The organism is Opitutia bacterium KCR 482, assembly GCA_029269845.2.
Taxonomy (GTDB): Bacteria; Verrucomicrobiota; Verrucomicrobiia; order Opitutales; family Intestinicryptomonadaceae; genus Merdousia.
Genome location: CP149973.1, coordinates 1,005,027 through 1,020,501 on the forward strand (window position 1 = coordinate 1,005,027; position 15,475 = coordinate 1,020,501).

The 15,475-nt window shown below is 56.7% G+C and carries 9 protein-coding genes; 3 read left to right on the forward strand and 6 right to left on the reverse strand.

The window, feature by feature from the left end; translation table 11 throughout:
• Window positions 1-88 precede the first annotated feature (88 nt).
• On the forward strand, window positions 89-2,770 hold the full coding sequence (locus tag P3B99_004165; GenBank protein ID WYJ08318.1) for a beta-galactosidase: 2,682 nt from the start codon (window positions 89-91) through the stop codon (window positions 2,768-2,770).
• 95 nt (window positions 2,771-2,865) lie between these two features.
• Here the strand turns inward: P3B99_004165 and P3B99_004170 are convergent, their stop codons facing one another.
• The 4 genes from P3B99_004170 to proS form a co-directional block, all read right to left on the reverse strand.
• Window positions 2,866-4,722 carry a sugar-binding domain-containing protein gene (locus tag P3B99_004170; protein ID WYJ08319.1) on the reverse strand — a complete coding sequence of 619 codons (1,857 nt, stop codon included), beginning with the start codon at window positions 4,720-4,722 and terminating at the stop codon, window positions 2,866-2,868.
• An 804-nt stretch (window positions 4,723-5,526) separates the two neighbouring features.
• Entirely contained in the window at window positions 5,527-6,936 is a 1,410-nt protein-coding gene (gene ahcY / locus P3B99_004175; protein ID WYJ08320.1) for an adenosylhomocysteinase, read from the reverse strand.
• A 151-nt stretch (window positions 6,937-7,087) separates the two neighbouring features.
• Window positions 7,088-8,260 carry a methionine adenosyltransferase gene (gene metK, locus P3B99_004180; GenBank protein WYJ08321.1) on the reverse strand — a complete coding sequence of 391 codons (1,173 nt, stop codon included), beginning with the start codon at window positions 8,258-8,260 and terminating at the stop codon, window positions 7,088-7,090.
• 46 nt (window positions 8,261-8,306) lie between these two features.
• Window positions 8,307-9,827, reverse strand: a complete 1,521-nt coding sequence (gene proS / locus P3B99_004185; GenBank protein WYJ08322.1) for a proline--tRNA ligase — start codon at window positions 9,825-9,827, stop codon at window positions 8,307-8,309.
• 286 nt (window positions 9,828-10,113) lie between these two features.
• Here proS and dinB point away from each other — a divergent pair, with 286 nt between their 5' ends.
• Window positions 10,114-11,331 (forward strand): DNA polymerase IV, encoded by a 1,218-nt coding sequence (gene dinB, locus P3B99_004190; protein WYJ08323.1) that lies wholly within the window; start codon window positions 10,114-10,116, stop codon window positions 11,329-11,331.
• Window positions 11,332-11,505: 174 nt separating this feature from the next.
• Here dinB and P3B99_004195 read toward each other — a convergent pair whose 3' ends face one another.
• Complete coding sequence (locus P3B99_004195) at window positions 11,506-12,696, reverse strand: hypothetical protein (GenBank protein ID WYJ08324.1); 1,191 nt, start codon at window positions 12,694-12,696, stop codon at window positions 11,506-11,508.
• Between the two features lie 308 nt (window positions 12,697-13,004).
• Window positions 13,005-14,012: a porphobilinogen synthase gene (hemB, locus tag P3B99_004200; GenBank protein ID WYJ08325.1), complete on the reverse strand. Its 1,008-nt coding sequence runs from the start codon at window positions 14,010-14,012 to the stop codon at window positions 13,005-13,007.
• Window positions 14,013-14,053: 41 nt separating this feature from the next.
• On the opposite strand from hemB, the gene cysS reads away from it, so the two are divergent.
• Complete coding sequence (gene cysS, locus P3B99_004205) at window positions 14,054-15,469, forward strand: cysteine--tRNA ligase (protein ID WYJ08326.1); 1,416 nt, start codon at window positions 14,054-14,056, stop codon at window positions 15,467-15,469.
• Window positions 15,470-15,475 lie beyond the last annotated feature (6 nt).

The following is a 15,475-nucleotide window of genomic DNA, read 5'->3' on the forward strand; positions in this document are numbered from 1 at the left end:
CAAATCGGCTCTCCGTATATTCTTGCATCGGCGCGTTCGAACAAATTCAATGGACGCAAACCTAAAAATTTCCCTCTACTCTATATAAATGAAGCCAAAATACGGACTGACTCTTTTGCTGGCGTTGACAGCCGCAAGCCTCTGCCGAAGTGCCGACTACACCGTCGAAACCTTCGGCTCGATTCCACGAATCTGCGTAGACGGCAAGCCCGTGCGCGCGCGAATGTTCTACGGGAACGTTCCCGGAACGCATTTCGACGAAAGCGAAAGCGCCCCCAAAACCGTGAAGATAAAATTCACAGCCGCGGGCGGCGAAACCCAAGTCTCGCTGAATTTCGGCGCGGCAATCGGAAAAATCGAAATTTCCGAGATGAAGCTCGCCGACCTGCAATCGGGGCAAATCTCCGACGCCTACGACTTCTCCGCGCCCGACGCCAAAATCGGCTCGAACTGGACAGTCAAAGCCCTCGAAGCGTGGCGCGACCTGCGCGAGGGAATTTCGCAAAACCCGCCCGACCCGAAAAAATATCCCAAGCCGCCGTTTTCCGCAAGGCACGAGAACGGGAAGCTCGTGATAGAGAAAGAATCGGTAGACATGTCGCTCAAACGCAACCAGTCGGTTATACACGACATCGAACGGCTCAATTTTCTGCCGCCCGCGCTCAAAACCACAAAGGGGCGCGAGTACGAGCTTTCGGTAAAAGTCGCAACAGACAAGCGCGGACGCTGCGAAATTTCGCTGTTCGACGGGGGCGAAAAGCTCGCCTCAAACACCGCCGAAACTTTCATGTCGCAGGAGAAGTTCGCAAAAGAGCGCGGAATAGATTTCGTCTCGTTCGGCATGCCCGCCTTTTGGAGCGACTCGCCCCTCTACCGAAAAGTCGCCGACGAACGCTTCCAAGCGGCAATCGCGGCGAACCCCGACGTCAGAATAATCGTAAGGCTCGGCTTCGAACCGCCGAACGAATGGCTCGACGCCCACCCCGACGACCTCATGCGCTCGCCCGACGGCACGCTCATAGAGCGCATGCACGTGCGCTTCCCCACGCCCTCCTCCGAAGCATACCGCCGCGACGCAATGGAGGCGGCGCGGAAATTCGTAGAGTATGTCGAAAAACGCTATCCCGACAACATCGCGGGCTACCACCCGTCGGGCGGCAATTCGAGCGAATGGTTCTACGGCGGAAGCTACGAAAAGGGCTTCCACGGCTACGACAAGGCGACGCTCAAAGCGTGGCGCAAGTGGCTTGCAAAAAAATACCGCACCGACGCCGCGCTCAGAAAGGCGTGGAACAACGCGGACGCCTCGATTGAAACGGCGGCAGTTCCCTCAAAGGAGGAGCGTTTCGGCGCGGAGTGCGCGCTGCTCGACCTTAAAACGCGCCGCGCCGCGTTCGACTTCAACATATTCCTGCAAGACGAAATGACAGACTTCATTCTGCTTGCCGCCCGCACAATCCGCCAGACCGCTCCCGCAAAAAGGCTGTCGGTGATTTTCTACGGCTACGGAATCGGCTTTTCGACGGTCCCGAACGGCCCCGCGTATTCGGGGCACTACGGCTTCAAAAAGCTGCTCGCCTCTCCCGACATCGACATTTTCACCGCGCCCATCGCCTACACCGAACGCCAGCTCGGCGGCTTGAAGCGCACCGTGAGCGCGGCGGAGTCGGTCCTGCTTGCGGGCAAAATCTGGCTCGACGAAGACGACAACCGCACATGGCTCGCCCCGAAATCGGGCTCGCCGCCCTATGTGCTCGACCCCCTGCAAAAAAGCCGCGCCGAAAGCGTGAAGGTAATGCAGCGCAACATGGCAAACCAGACACTGCGCAACATCGCGTCGTGGTGGATGGACTTGTTCGGCTGCGGCTGGTTTCTCGACCGCCAGCTCTGGGGCGTCTTCGACCGGTTCGAAAAAATCGAAAAACACTTTCTCGACAACCCGACGCCCTTCGCGCCCGAAACGGCAATCTCGTACGACGAAACGTCGCTCTGCACGGTCGCGGGCAAGCCAAGCTCGGCGCGAACCTGCGCGCAGTCGGTCTACCACGTCAACAAGTTCGTAGCTCCCACGGGCACGCCATTCGGGCAGTACCTGTTCGACGACGTAGCGTTCGGGCGCGCAAAGCCCAAGCTTCACTACATCGGCGGGGCGTACGCGCTGACGAAAAAACAGCGACTCGCCCTCCGCGCCTCGGCCGAACACACGTCGTGCGTGTTCATCTGGAACGCGGGCTATGTGGATTTGGACGCGGGCGAATTTTCGACTGCCGCAATCGCCGAAGCGACGGGCTTCGACGTCGAGCCTGTCGGCGACACCCCCGCCCTCGCGATTCCGACCGAAGACGGCAAAAAGCTCGGCATTCCGAAATTCGGCTTCGACCTTAAATTAAACCCGCTCTTTGCGCCGATTCCCGCCGCAGGCGACAGGGTGCTCGCAAAATATCCCAACGGCAAGCCCGCAATGGTGCTGCGCACGAGCGGCAAACGCCCGCAGATATACATCGGCCCGACCCAGCTTTCGCCCGAAGTGTGCCGCGCAATAGCAAAAATCTGCGGCGTCCACAGCTTTGTTGACAACGAGGCGGTGGCGTTTGCAAACGGCGGCTACCTGCTTGTGTACGCAACAAAAGACGGCGACCACACCGTTTCGCTCAAAACGGAAGCCGACGTCGAAGACGCGCTCGCGGGCAAAAAGCTCGGACGCTTCAAGACAAAAACATTCCCGCTGAAATCGGGAGACGTTCTGCTGATGAAGCTCTCGTCGAAATAGCAAGACCTGCCGCAAAAAAAACGCTTCGAGCCGTTGCGGGTTCGGAGCGTTTTTGTTTTTTTGCAAAGCCGAATTTATCGGAACGGGCAAAGCCGCTATTTTACCGAATCTATCAGTTTGAGGTTCGCCTCGCGCAGGCGTTTTTCGTCGAACTTCACGACCTCGCGGTCGTAGGTCATAATGCCGTTCGTCTCGTTTTCGACGTCCGTTGTCTGCGTGTAGACCGCCGCGGTGATTCCGAACTTGCGCATGTCAACAAGCATGTCGATAAATTCGCAATACTTGTCCATCATTTCGGCGGTGCTTTTAAAATTGCTGTATCCCCAAGATTTGCGCTTTGTCCAAGTGTGGTTTTCCACAACGTAGCCCAAGCCGCCGTACTCGCCGATTGCGTTGATTTTCTGGCATTCGAGCATGAGCATGCGCGGGTGCGGGTAGCTGTGGACGTCGGTCATGTCGCCCTTGTTGCCGATGAAGTTTCCGCCGCTTGCGGCGTTGACAAGGCGGGTCGGGTCGTACTTTTTCGTCCAGTCGGCGACCTGCGCGGTGTTCATCTGCCCCCAGCCCTCGTTGAACGGAACCCAGAACACGACAGACGGGCTTGACCAGAGAAAATCTATCATTTCCCGATATTCCTTCATGAACGTGTCGAACGCCTTTTGCGAAAATTCGCCCGTGTCCTTTTCGAGGTATCGCGCGAACGCCCACGGAGTGCGGACGTTGCCGTCCTTGCCGCAGGGCATGTCCTGCCAAACGAGAATGCCGAGCCTGTCGCAGTGGTAGTACCATCGGGCGGGTTCAACCTTGATGTGCTTGCGAATCATGTTGAAGCCCCACGCCTTGGTCTTTTCGATGTCGTATTTCAGGGCTTCGTCGGACGGCGCGGTGTAGAGGCCGTCGGGCCACCAGCCCTGGTCGAGCGGGCCGAAGTTGTAGACGGGCTTGCCGTTGAGCGTCATTACGTCCTTCGAACGCTTCGGGTGCTCGTCTTTCGTCAGCGACTGGCGCGAAACTTTGCGCATTGCGGCATATCCCGAAACTTCGTCAACCTGCTTGCCCGCGTCGAAAAGCTTTACCTTTGTACCGTAGAGGTGCGGAGAGTCGGGCGACCACAACTTGGGATTTTTGATTTCGAAATACGCCTTTGCGTTCGCCGCCGCCTTTGCGGTTGCGACGGTCTTTCCGCCGTCGGAAAGCTCGGCGACAAACTCCGTGCCCGCGGGCGCGAAAACTTCAACCGCCATGCGCGACTTGTCTACGTCGGGCGTGTATTTCACCGACGCCACATGCTTTGCGCCGACAGGTTCGAGCCACACCGTCTGCCAAATGCCGCTAACGGCCGTGTAGAAACAGCCCTTCGGATTGAGCGACTGCTTGCCGCGCGGCTGGAAGCATTTTTCCATGTCGTCGGTCGGGTCGACAACCTTCACGCGCAGAATGTTTTTGCCCGACTTCAACGCCTTTGTGATGTCGAGCGAAAACGGCGTGTAGCCGCCCGAATGCGAGCCGACGTGTTCGCCGTTTACCCACACATCGCAGGAGTGGTCCACCGCGCCGAAATTCAGAAGCACGTTTTTGCCGCTCCACGACGCGGGAAGCTCGAAGTCGCGCTCATACCAAAGGGCATCGGAAGCCGTGAACTTTTTGCCCACACCCGACAACGCCGACTCTACCGCAAACGGCACGAGGATTTCGCCGTCGAACTTTGCGCATTCGGCGTCTATCGGCGTGATTGCATAACGCCAAAGGCCGTTGAGGTTCTTCCATTCCGAACGCTCCATCTGCGGACGCGGATACTCCGGCAATACGTTGTTTACGTCGATATTCCGTCCCCACTTCGTCATAAGCTGGCCGCCGACAGGCGCCCACGCCGCATTCAAAGACGATACCGCCGATACAAACGCAAACGCCGCCAGTACCGACCCTACATTCCTGATTCTTGTTCTTCCCATATAATATGTGATGTGATTTGTAATAATAATACCCCCCCTCAAACGTCTGAGGAGCTAAAAACAACCAAAACAAAACCCCAACCCAAACACAAGAAAAAAAAGTGCGCGAGTCGCGCCACCCGAAACTTGGGGGCTTGCGCCCCCAGGGGTGGATTTCGCGTTGCGAAATTCTACACCCACTCCCCCAAGGCTGGGCGCGAGCCGCGGGCGCAAGGTGCGCCTCCCTACGGAGCTTCGGCAGGCTGCAGCCTGCACGGCAACGGAACTTCGTTCCTTCTGTTATTATTCGGCGCGGGTATACCCGCGCCTTTTCTGGATTAGTCCGAATTGCCTGCGGCAATTACTGGCGTTTGGAAAATGCAATATTTTGAAAAGAAACAAATAAAAATAGACGCGCTTTGCGCGGATAAAAAAAAGCGGGAATCCCCAAACACGGATTCTCCGCTTACCGCTTCACTCAACTTTTCTCCCAGAGCACTCTAAAAATCTTCCGCGCTCCGCGCTGTAATATTAGGCGCGTTAGAGTGCCGTTCAGGCGGTGGCTTTCACGCGCTTGCGGGGTGCGTGGCGTACTTTCGTACGCGAGCAATCCGCAAACAAAAGTCGGCTCGCAAACCCAACAACCCCACTTTTATCCCAACGCAACCTAAAAAACTTCGTGCGCCAGCACTCACTATTTAGGCGCGTCAAAGTGCTTTCATAAGGGTGGCTTTCCTGTGCACGCAGGGCGCGTGGCGTACTTTCGTACGCGAGCGGTCTGGGTGCACAGGGAAACGCCCTTAGGGAAGTGCTTTCACGCGCCGTCTAATAGCGATAGTGAGAGGGTTTATATGGCCCGTCTACGGAGACGCCGATGTAGTCCGCCTGCTTTTGCGTAAGCTTCGTCAGCTTTGCGCCGAGCTTTTCCAAGTGGAGTCTTGCAACTTCTTCGTCCAAGCGCTTCGGCAGAATGTAGACTTTGTTTTCGTACTTGTCGCGGTTCGCCCACAAATCCATCTGCGCAAGCGTCTGGTTCGAGAACGAGTTGCTCATCACAAAAGACGGGTGCCCCGTGGCGCAACCGAGGTTTACCAAGCGACCCTCCGCAAGGAGGAAAATCGAGCGTCCGTCGGGGAACGTGTACTTGTCCACCTGCGGCTTGATGTTCGTCCGCTTGATGTTCGGATACGCCTGCAATTTCGCGACCTGAATTTCGCTGTCGAAGTGCCCGATATTGCAGAGTATCGCCTGATCCTTCATGTTTTTCATGTGGTCGATTGTGATGATGTCGCAATTACCGGTGGTGGTTACGTAGATGTCGGCGAGCGGCAGGGCGTCTTCGACGGTTACGACGCGGTAGCCCTCCATAGCCGCTTGGAGCGCGCAAATGGGGTCTATTTCGGAGACGAAAATCGTAGCTCCCAAGCCCTTCAACGCCTGAACGCAACCTTTGCCGACGTCGCCGTAGCCGCAGACGAGGGCGACTTTGCCCGCAATCATCACGTCGGTTGCGCGTTTGATGCCGTCTACGAGAGACTCGCGGCAGCCGTAGATGTTGTCGAATTTGCTTTTCGTTACGGAGTCGTTAACGTTGATTGCGGGAACGAGAAGCCGCTTGTCCTCCACCATCTGGTAGAGGCGGTGGACGCCCGTCGTGGTCTCTTCGGAGACGCCCTTCAATTCGGCGACGACGTTGTGCCAGTGGTTTTTGTCCTGCGCGTAGACGCGTTTGAGGAGGTCCTTGATTACCTGCTCCTCGTGCGAATCGGAGGGAGAGTCAACCCACTTGTCGCCGTTTTCAAGCTCGTAGCCGCGGTGGATAAGCAAAGTCGCGTCGCCGCCGTCGTCTACGATAAGCTGCGGGCCTTTGCCGTTCGGCCAAGTGAGGGCGCGGTAGGTGCAGTCCCAATATTCTTCGAGGGTTTCGCCCTTCCAAGCGAAGACGGGAACGCCCGCCGCCGCGATTGCCGCCGCAGCGTGGTCCTGCGTGGAGAAGATGTTGCAGCTTGCCCAGCGGACGTCCGCGCCGAGGGCTTTGAGCGTTTCGATGAGAACCGCCGTCTGGATTGTCATGTGGAGCGAGCCGCTTATCCTCACGCCGTCGAGCGGCTTTTTGGGCGCGTACTTTTCGCGGATTGCGATAAGCCCCGGCATTTCGTATTCGGCGATGTCGAGCTCTTTTCTGCCCCACGACGCGAGGTTGATGTCTGCTATTTTATATTCCTGTTCTTTCATAAATTTTGCAAAATTTTGCAGTTGGCATGCCATTTAGCACAGAAATTTCCGCAAATACGGTGAATTTCCGCGCAGGTTTCAATACAAAATGCGCGGCGATAACGCCGCGTCATTGTCCCAAATATTTTCGAAAACGGGTGGAAAGCCGAAACTATTTTGCGGCTGCGGCTTTGAGCGCGTCCGCCTTATCGGTCTTTTCCCACGGCAAATCGGACTTCGTGAAGTGCCCGTAGTTCGTCGTCTTCTTGTAAATCGGGCGGAGCAAATCGAGCTGCTTTACGATGTCGGCGGGTTTGAAGCTGAACACCTTGCGGACGGCCTTTTCGATTTTCTCTTCGGGGACTTTGCCCGTGCCGAAAGTGTCTATTGCAATGCTAAGCGGCTGGGGATAGCCGATTGCGTACGCGACCTGAATTTCGCACTTGTCGGCAAGCTTCGCCGCAACGATGTTCTTTGCGACCCAGCGGCACATGTACGCCGCAGAGCGGTCGACCTTGCTGGGGTCTTTGCCGGAGAACGCGCCGCCGCCGTGGCGTCCGTAGCCGCCGTAGGAGTCTACGATGATTTTGCGCCCCGTAAGCCCGGAGTCGCCCTGAGGCCCGCCGACCACGAAGTTGCCCGTCGGGTTGACGAGGAACTTTGTGTTCTTTGTGAGGAGCTTTTTGGGCAGAACCTTTTTGACGACCTTTTCGACAATGTAGTTTTTTATGGTCTTGTGGTCTACGCCCGCGGCGTGCTGGGTGGAAACGACGACGTTTTCGATGTACGCGGGCTTGCCGTTTTCGTAGGCAACCGCGACCTGGCTTTTGCAGTCGGGGCGCAGCCATTTCGGGCCTTTGCCGCTCTTGCGCTGTTTTGCAAGCTCCGTCAAAATTCTGTGGGCGAACATAATCGCCGCGGGCATGTATTCGGGCGTTTCGTTTGTGGCGTAGCCGAACATGATGCCCTGGTCGCCCGCGCCCTGTTCCGCAGTTTCCTTGCCCTTCGCCTTGCGGGCGTCTACGCCCTGCGCGATGTCGGGCGACTGTTTGGTAAGGAGGTTTGTGAGGAAGATTTTGTCGGCGTGGAAAACGTCGTCGTCGTTCGTGTAGCCGATTTCCTCAATCGCCTTGCGGACGATTTTCTCGTAGTCGAGCTTCGCCTTCGTCGTGATTTCGCCTGCGATGACAACGCAGTTGCTCTTTACGAGCGTTTCGCACGCGACGCGGCTGAATTTGTCCTGTTCGAGACACGCGTCGAGAACGCTGTCGGAGATATAGTCGGCAACTTTGTCGGGGTGGCCTTCGCCAACCGACTCGGACGAGAATACGAATTTGTCTATCATAAAATTCAAGTTAGGGTTAAGGGATTCTTGGTTCAAGTAAAATCGCTTAGTAGGACTTTGCGAATATCGCGCGGTATTTTGCGGGACGCCCCGTGAATATGCACTTTCCGCCCTTCGGCTCGCCGCCTTCAAGCGGAATGCAGCGCACGGTCACGCGCAAATCCTTTCTGAGCATGTCCTCGACCTCTTCGCTGCCGTCGTATTCGGCGACGGCAAAGCCGCCGTGGATTTCGGGCTTCTTTTCGTTCTTCGGGGTGAAGTACGCATAGAAGTCCTCCTTCGAGGAAATTTCGACGGTGTTTTCGTCGCGGTATTTCTTTGCGCGGGCGAAGAGGTTGTCCTGTATCGACTGCAAGATTTCGGCGATTGTTCCGACGAACTCGGAGCGTGCAATGGCCTTTTTCTCGCCCGTATCGCGGCGGGCGACGAACAGCGAATCCGACGCGATGTCGCGCGGGCCGACTTCGACCCTGAGAGGAACGCCCTTCTTGACCCAGCCCCACATTTTTTCGCCGCCGCGCAGGTCTCGGGCGTCGACGGAGACTTTGACGGGAAGCCCGCAGAATGTCTTTTCTTCAAGCTCCTTTTTGAGGCTGTCGCAGTAGGCGAGCACGTTGGCGCGTTCCTCCTCCTTGTGGAGAACGGGGAGAACCACGACATGCAGGGGCGCGAGCCTCGGCGGCAGAACAAGCCCGTCGTCGTCTGAGTGCGTCATGACCATGCCGCCGATAAGGCGCGTCGAGACGCCCCAGCTTGTCGTCCACGCGTATTCCTGCGCGCCCGACTCGGAGAGGTATTTGATGTTGCTCGACTTCGCAAAATTCTGCCCCAAGAAGTGGGAAGTGCCCGCCTGCAACGCCTTTCTGTCCTGCATCATGGCCTCGATGCAATATGTATCGACAGCTCCGGGGAATTTCTCGCCCTCGGTTTTGCGCCCGCAAATTACGGGGACCGCCATGTAGTCTTGCGCGAAAGTTTCGTAGACGCGGAGCATTTTCTTTGTCTCGATTTCCGCTTCCCCGCGCGTGGCGTGCGCGGTGTGCCCCTCCTGCCAGAGGAATTCGGCGGTGCGGAGAAAAAGGCGCGTGCGCATTTCCCACCTTACGACGTTCGCCCACTGGTTGACCAAAATGGGGAGGTCGCGGTAGGACTGAACCCAGCGCGAATACATTTCGCCGATGATTGTTTCGGAAGTCGGGCGGACGACGAGCGGTTCTTCGAGCGGAGAGGCGGGAACGAGCTTCCCGTCGGGCCCCGCTTCGAGGCGCGAGTGGGTTACAACCGCGCATTCCTTGGCAAAGCCCTCGACATGCTCCGCCTCCTTTTCGAGGTAGCTTACGGGAATGAAGAGCGGGAAGTACGCGTTTGTGTGCCCCGTGTCCTTGAACATTTTGTCGAGGCCGTGCTGCATGTTTTCCCAAAGCGAGTACCCCCACGGTTTGATGACCATGCAACCGCGAACGGGGCTGTTTTCAGCCAAGTCCGCCGCCTTGATTACCTGTTGATACCATTCGGGATAGTCCTGAGCGCGCGTCGGCTCAATCGCCGTTCTTTTTTCTTTTGCCATAGTAAAATAAATAAATACGGCGTCATTCTGCCCCCATTCCGCCGCGACTTCAAGTTTTAAATGCGCCATTGCGCCGCGTTTCGGAGCATGCGCGTTCCGAAAAACACAAAAAAAGATGCCGCCGCAGCCGAAGCTCCGACGACACCCAACACACATGAGAAATTCGATTTAAATTATGTGAGCAATCAAAAGAAACATTTGAGAAAAGTCAATACTTTTTTGTAAAAAATTTCCGAAAAAATTTTTTCGGCCATTTTTTGTGGACGCAAGCGCATAAATACCGAATATGAAAACCATGCCCGCCGACAGGACAATCCTACACTGCGACCTCAACGGATTCTACGCGTCCGTCGAAGCCCTCGCCCACCCCGAAATAGGCGACAAGCCCATGGCGGTGTCGGGGAATCCGCGAATCAGGCACGGCATAATTCTCGCGAAGAACGAGGCGGCAAAAAAGTACGGCATAAGCACGGGAGAGCCGATTTTTCAGGCAAAGAGAAAATGCCCCAAGCTCATTCTGCTCGAACCGCACCACGAAAAATACGCGGAGTATTCGCGCAGGGTGAACGAAATCTACTCGCGGTTTACGAACAGGGTGGAACCGTTCGGAATAGACGAGTCGTGGCTCGACGTGAGCGGCTCGCTCTCGCTTTTCGGGTCGGGCGTCGAAATTGCCGACAAGCTCCGCGAAACGGTGAAGTCGGAACTCGGACTTACGATTTCGGTGGGCGTTTCATTCAACAAAGTCTTCGCAAAGCTCGGCAGCGACTACAAAAAGCCAGACGCAACAACCCTCTTCGGGCGCGGACAAACGCAGATTATCCGCGGACTGCCCGTCCGCGACATGCTGTTTGTCGGCCGCTCGACGGCGGAAACCCTGCGCCGAATGGGAATACAGACCATCGGAGACCTCGCCGACGCCGACGAAAACTTCCTAATCCGCCGCTTCGGCAAGCACGGAAAATCGCTGTCGGAGGCGGCGCGGGGCGAGGAAAATTCGCCCGTGGCGTTTTACGGAGAGGACGACGAAGCGAAGTCGGTGGGAAACTCCATAACTTTCAAGCGCGACCTCGACGGCGCGGCGGACATCAGGGCGGGGCTCGAACTCGTCGCCGAAAAAGTCGCGCGGCGCATGAAGCGCGACGGCGTGAAATGCACGGTTATTCACGCGACAATCAAGGGCGCGGACTTCTCGTGCCTGACGCGCCAGACCACCGTGGACAAGCCGACGAATTCGAGGCTCGCGCTCGCGGAAACCGCCATGCGGCTTGTCTCGACAAACTGGGATTTGAAATCGCCAATCCGCATGCTGGGAATAGCGGGGTCGGGGCTTGTGGACGCGAACGCGCCCTACCAAGCCGACCTCTTCGAACCGCCGCAGGAGCTTTCCGAAAAAAACGAAAAAGCCGAAGACGCATTCTTCGACATTCGCGAAAAATTCGGGAAGTCGGCAATCAGCTTCGGCTCGGAATTCGAGCGCAAAGACAGGGACATCGACGGATAGCCCCGCAGACGGATAGCCCCGCCGCGCAAAACCGCCAATCCGCGCCCCGCAGACGGACGTTTGGCGCAAAAAAATTTCCGCGCGGCAGACAAACGCAACGCGCCTACTCTCCCGCATGCGCAAATAAAAAAAGCCGCGCAGATTGCCCGCGCGGCCCGAAAAAAACTTGAAAAACTACGGATTGAGCTTGCCCTCCAAACGCGCGCGCCAGTACGCGGCAAGGAGCGTGTACGAACTGCCGCTGTCGTGCGAGCCCGAAACCCTCGCAATGCAGCCGCGCAAAATTTTCTCGTGCTTGGGCGTCAGCTTGTAGCCCGGCGAAAGCAGCTGGCCGTTTATGACCTCGGCGCAGTCGCGGGCGTACTTGCGCTTGGAAAGGTCGAACACGGGAGAGTTTTCGACAAATTCGGCAAGCATGTCCATGAGGTCGCCGACCTGCTTTTTGAGCTTTTTGTTTTTTTCGACAACGTAGATTAGTTCGAGCGACGCCTCCATTTGGAGAATCGAATACGCGGGCACATAGGAGCGCATTTTCTTTTCGGGCATTTGGGGAAGCTCCGCCGTGCGCGTCAGCGCGTAGGGCAGGTGCTTTCTGTAAAGCTCGAAATATTCGGACTTCTTCGTAACGTCGTAGGCGGCGGCGTAGAACATGGCAAGCCGCGCGGCCTCGTGCGGATAGACGTCGAGCATTTTGCCGACGCCGCGGTCGTCGGGCATGCCCTTGTAGAATTTAAACGAGTACGGGGGGTTGCCGTCTTCGCGGACTTCGCGCGTCATCTTGTCGGCGACGGCGGAAAAAATCTTCCTGATTTGCGCCTTCTCGGCGGACGACGACATCGGAGACCTGTAATAACGCCACATGCCGTGAATGCTGTGCGTGTACTGGTCGCGAGAAGAGCCGGGGTAGACGGACTTGCAGTCGTCGGGCGACACCCCGCGGGCGATAAACCCCTCGTCGCCGTGGGCGGTTGCCGCAAGGACAAGCCCCTTGAAAAGGGCGGCGGCGCGAGCCTTTGAGTCGGCGTCTTTCAAGACCTCGTAGCGGTCGCAAAGCCCCGCAAGGACAATGCCGCCAAGCATGGAACAGTCTTCAATGCCCGAACCGCCGCCATGCCAGTTTGTCATGCCGTTTTTCTTCAAAGGCTTCAACTCGGCAATCTCGGCGGGCGACGGAATTCTCGCAAGAGGGGCCGTGTAGAAAAGGTTGGACTTCGGCGAATAAAAAGCCCTCGAACTGTCCTGCCAAAGACGCTCAATCTTCGACTCCAACGCGGCGTTGTCGTCGGGATTCACCTTCTGGGCAAATGCGAACGACCCCGCAAGCGAAATTATAGAAAATACCAGTGTTAATGACAATCTTCCCATATGCGTTATTCTATATTAAAAACAACACTCTACAAAAAAACCGCCCCATTTTCAATTACTTGTTTTGTAAAAAATAAAATAAACAGGCTACACGAAAAAAAACGGCAATCTGTAAACAAAAGTCGGCTAACGAAACGCCCTACCCAACTTTTATCTCTACACACTCTAAAAATCTTCTGCGTTAGCACTGTAATTTTAGGGGCGTTAGAGTGCCGTTCAGGCGGTGGCTTTCACGCGCTTGCGGGGTGCGTGGCGTACTGATGTACGCGAGCAGTCCGCAAGCGCGGGGAAACGCCGCATCAACGGTACTATAACGCGCCGTCAGCGAAGTAAGTCAGTATCATGTCCGCTCCTGCGCGTTTTATTGACACAAGAGACTCCCTCACCGTCTTCTCCAAATCAATCCAGCCGTTTTGCGCCGCAGCCATAATCATGGAATATTCGCCCGAAACCTGATATGCGGCAATCGGAAGAGTCGTGCGCTCTTTGATTTTAGCAATGATGTCGAGATAGTGCCCCGCAGGCTTTACCATGATGACGTCCGCGCCCTCCTCTTCGTCGAGAGCCGCCTCTTTCAGAGCCTCGCGGGAGTTTGCGGGATTTAACTGGTAGCCTTTTTTGTCGAGATACTTCTTCGCCTTGCCCTGCTGCTTGGGCGCGGAACCGATTGCGTCGCGGAAAGGCCCGTAGAAAGCGGAGGCATACTTTGCGCTGTACGCCATGATTGCGGTGTCCTGAAAGTCGCAGTCGTCGAGGGCGGAGCGGATTGCGCCTATTCTGCCGTCCATCATGTCGCTCGGCGCGACGAAATCCGCGCCCGACTGGGCGGCGACAAGAGCCATCGCCGCGAGAATCTCGACGGTTTCGTCGTTGATAATCCACGTTCCCGAATCGTCGAGAATGCCGTCGTGCCCGTGCGAGGTGTAGGGATCGAGCGCGATGTCGGCGACAACCGCCATTTCGGGAAAGCGTTTTTTCACGGCGGCAATCGCGCGGTTTGCGAGGGACTTCGGGTTGACCGCCTCGTCGGCGAGGAGGGTCTTCTTAGAGCGTTCGACAAGCGGGAACGGGGCAATCGCCATGACGCCCTTTTTCGCCAAGCCGTCGCAGAGGCGCAGGAGAGAGTCGATTGTGTGGCGGTAGACGTTGGGCATCGACGGAATTTTGTCCGCTCCGTTTTTGCCCTCTTTAAGGAAGACGGGCAGAATCAAATCGGAGGGGGAAACGCGCGTTTCCTCGCAGAGGGAGAGAATGGCGTCGCTCTTGCGCAGGCGGCGCGGACGCTTTTTTATATCGAGCTTGAAATTTTCGTTCATTGTGGTTTGATATGAACCCGTCGAAAAAAATAGCAACAAAAATGAATGTATCAATCCACAACACCCTTTCACGACAAAAAGACGTTCTGACGCCCGAAACCGACACGTTCAGAATGTACTGCTGCGGCCCGACGGTCTACGGCCCCGCGCACATCGGCAATTTCAGGACGTTTGTCGTGCAGGACATTCTGCGGCGCACGCTCGAATGCTCGGGGTTGAAGGTAAAACATGTAAGAAACATCACCGACGTCGACGACAAAACAATCCGCGAAAGCCGCAAACTGGGGGTGTCGCTCAAAGAATTTACGAAGAAGTGGGAAGACAAATTCCACGCCGACTGCGACAAGCTCAACATGCTCCGCCCCACCGTGGAGCCGCGGGCGACCGAACACATCGCCGAACAGCTCGACATGGTTTCGACGCTCGTGGACAACGGGCACGCCTACCCCGCAAAAGACGGCAGCGTATACTTTAAAATAGCGTCGTTCCCCGACTACGGGAAACTCGCCGGTCTCGACCGCGAGCACATGGCGACGCAGGCGGTAAACTCGGCGGGAGAGGCAAACAACGCCGACGAATACGAGCGCGAAAACGTATCAGACTTCGCGCTGTGGAAGGGACGCAAGCCCGAAGACGGCGAGAACTTCTGGAAGTCGCCGTGGGGCGATGGCAGACCGGGCTGGCACATAGAGTGCTCGGCGATGTCGCGCAAATACCTCGGAGACACTTTCGACCTGCACGGCGGCGGCATCGACCTCTGCTTTCCCCACCACGAAAACGAAATCGCGCAGAGCGAGTGCTCGACGGGCAAATCGCCCTACGTCCGCTACTGGTTCCACAGCGCGCACCTGATGGTCGAGGGACAGAAGATGTCGAAAAGCCTCGGCAACCTCTACACGCTCGACGACCTCACGGCGAAGGGCTACACGCCAGCGCAAATCAGATACGCACTGCTTTCGGGGCACTACCGCCAGCAGCTCAACTTCACGTTCAAGGGGCTTGACGACGCAAAGAGCGCGTTGGCAAAGCTGTCGAAATCGGCAAAGGCGGCGCTCGAAAAATCGGGAATGTCGTTCGGCGATTTCGAAAAGCTCGTAAAGCCCGAAAACAACTTTGCGGGGACGATTTTCGAACCCGCGTGGAACGCACTTTGCGACGACCTCAACACGCCCAAAGCACTCGGCGAAATCTTCGGCGCGCTGCCGAAACTCGGCGGAGACAAAAAGGACGTCGCAGCCCTCGGCTCGCTGATGTACGCGCTCGGCATAGACCTCTCGGAAAAGACGGAGGAATCCGCCGCAGACGCCCCCGAAGAAATCACCGCCCTCGCACAGGCGCGTTGGGACGCAAAAAAGTCAAGGGACTTCGCAAAAGCCGACGAACTGCGCAAAAAACTTGCGGAACTCGGGTGGAGCGTGCTCGACAAAAAAGACGGTTTCGACATCAAAAAAATTTAAGGATTT

Coding starts and splice junctions, on each gene's coding strand:
- P3B99_004165 (WYJ08318.1), top strand. CDS start 89: ATGAAGCCAAAATACGGACTGACTCTTTTGCTGGCGTTGACAGCCGCA.
- P3B99_004170 (WYJ08319.1), bottom strand. CDS start 4,722: ATGGGAAGAACAAGAATCAGGAATGTAGGGTCGGTACTGGCGGCGTTT.
- ahcY (WYJ08320.1), bottom strand. CDS start 6,936: ATGAAAGAACAGGAATATAAAATAGCAGACATCAACCTCGCGTCGTGG.
- metK (WYJ08321.1), bottom strand. CDS start 8,260: ATGATAGACAAATTCGTATTCTCGTCCGAGTCGGTTGGCGAAGGCCAC.
- proS (WYJ08322.1), bottom strand. CDS start 9,827: ATGGCAAAAGAAAAAAGAACGGCGATTGAGCCGACGCGCGCTCAGGAC.
- dinB (WYJ08323.1), top strand. CDS start 10,114: ATGAAAACCATGCCCGCCGACAGGACAATCCTACACTGCGACCTCAAC.
- P3B99_004195 (WYJ08324.1), bottom strand. CDS start 12,696: ATGGGAAGATTGTCATTAACACTGGTATTTTCTATAATTTCGCTTGCG.
- hemB (WYJ08325.1), bottom strand. CDS start 14,012: ATGAACGAAAATTTCAAGCTCGATATAAAAAAGCGTCCGCGCCGCCTG.
- cysS (WYJ08326.1), top strand. CDS start 14,054: ATGAATGTATCAATCCACAACACCCTTTCACGACAAAAAGACGTTCTG.